We start from the raw sequence: 303 nt of genomic DNA on the forward strand, positions 1-303 counted from the left end.
ATTTACCGGGGCTAAGCATGTTACCGAAATTGTGGATTCGACCGTAAGGTCGAGTGATAGGAGAGCGTTCTAAGGGCAACGAAGCAAGATCGCAAGGACTTGTGGAGCGCTTAGAAGTGAGAATGCCGGTATGAGTAGCGAAAGATCAGTGAGAATCTGATCCACCGAATGACTAAGGTTTCCTGGGGAAGGCTCGTCCTCCCAGGGTTAGTCGGGACCTAAGCCGAGGCCGTAAGGCGTAGGCGATGGATAACAGGTTGATATTCCTGTACTAGTTAATCATGTTTGAACGATGGAGGGACG

The 303-nt window shown here is 50.2% G+C and carries 1 rRNA gene; it reads left to right on the forward strand.

What is annotated here, in order from left to right:
• Nucleotides 1-303, forward strand: a 23S ribosomal RNA gene (locus tag HL666_RS33950); the annotation flags it as partial.

Source organism: Bradyrhizobium aeschynomenes, assembly GCF_013178945.1.
In the GTDB taxonomy this organism is placed as follows: Bacteria; Pseudomonadota; Alphaproteobacteria; order Rhizobiales; family Xanthobacteraceae; genus Bradyrhizobium; species Bradyrhizobium aeschynomenes.